The following is a 1,081-nucleotide window of genomic DNA, read 5'->3' as shown; positions in this document are numbered from 1 at the left end:
CAATCATGGCTGGTCCGCCCCGGTGGCCATCCCCACCGGCGAGGGCAGCTTCGTGGAAACCTACCCGGAGGGCAATTGGTTCACCTCCCGGGTGGTGTTCACCGAGCAGTCCATTCTGGAACCGCCCACCCAAAAGGCCTTCGACCCGCGCACCGGCGATATTGAAGTCCTGCGCACCCTCGACATCCCGGGCTACGACCCCTCGCTCTACACCCAGGACGCGGTGTGGGTGACCGCCCGCGATGGCGTGGAAATCCCGCTCACGGTGGTGCGCCGCGCCGATATCCACCCGGACGGCACCAACCCCGGCTACCTCTACGGTTACGGTAGTTACGAAGTGTCCAACGAGCCCTATTTCTCGATTTACCGCCTGAGTTTGCTGGATCGCGGCGTCGTTATCGGGTGGTCGCATATCCGCGGCGGCGGTGAACTGGGGCGCCAGTGGTACGACGACGGAAAACTCCTCCGCAAGAAAAACACATTTAACGATTTCGTGGATTCGGCACGGTGGCTTATCGACTCCGGCTGGGTGGCACCTGACCGGCTTGTGGCCGAAGGCGGGAGCGCCGGGGGCCTGCTCATCGGCGCGGCGATCAACCAGGCCCCCGAGCTATTCCGGGCCGTGCATGCCGCGGTGCCTTTCGTGGATGCGCTGACCACGATCCTCAAGCCGGAACTCCCGCTCACGGTGGGTGAATGGGAAGAATGGGGCAACCCGGTGGCTTCCCCGGAGGTGTACGCCTATATGAAGGAGTACAGCCCGGTGGAGAATGTACGCGAAGGGGTGGAGTACCCGGCGGTGCTGGCCACCACGTCGCTTAACGATATTCGGGTGCTGTACGTGGAGCCCACCAAGTGGGTTCAGGTGCTGCGCGAGAAAACGAAGCCCAACCCGGAGCGCCCCATCCTGGAGCGTATCGAGATGGTGGCCGGGCACGCCGGGAAAACCGGGCGCTACGACGCCTGGCGCGAGCGCGCCGAGGAAGTGGCGTGGATGCTGGACCAAGTGGGCGCAACCGAGGTGTACTAAGCGCGCCGCGCCGCGCGGCCGCCGCATAACGCGAGCGGCCCGCGCGCGTAC

Annotated in this window: 1 protein-coding gene; it reads left to right on the top strand. The window is 65.2% G+C overall.

The features are described from left to right. The coding region (locus CZ322_RS09635) for a prolyl oligopeptidase family serine peptidase (RefSeq protein ID WP_143231904.1) at window positions 1-1,030 on the top strand (1,030 nt) is incomplete at its 5' end. Between the last annotated feature and the right edge of the window lie 51 nt (window positions 1,031-1,081).

It is taken from the genome of Actinotignum timonense, from assembly GCF_900155575.1.
GTDB lineage: Bacteria > Actinomycetota > Actinomycetes > Actinomycetales > Actinomycetaceae > Actinotignum > Actinotignum timonense.
This window is presented reverse-complemented; position numbering and strand designations above follow the sequence as displayed.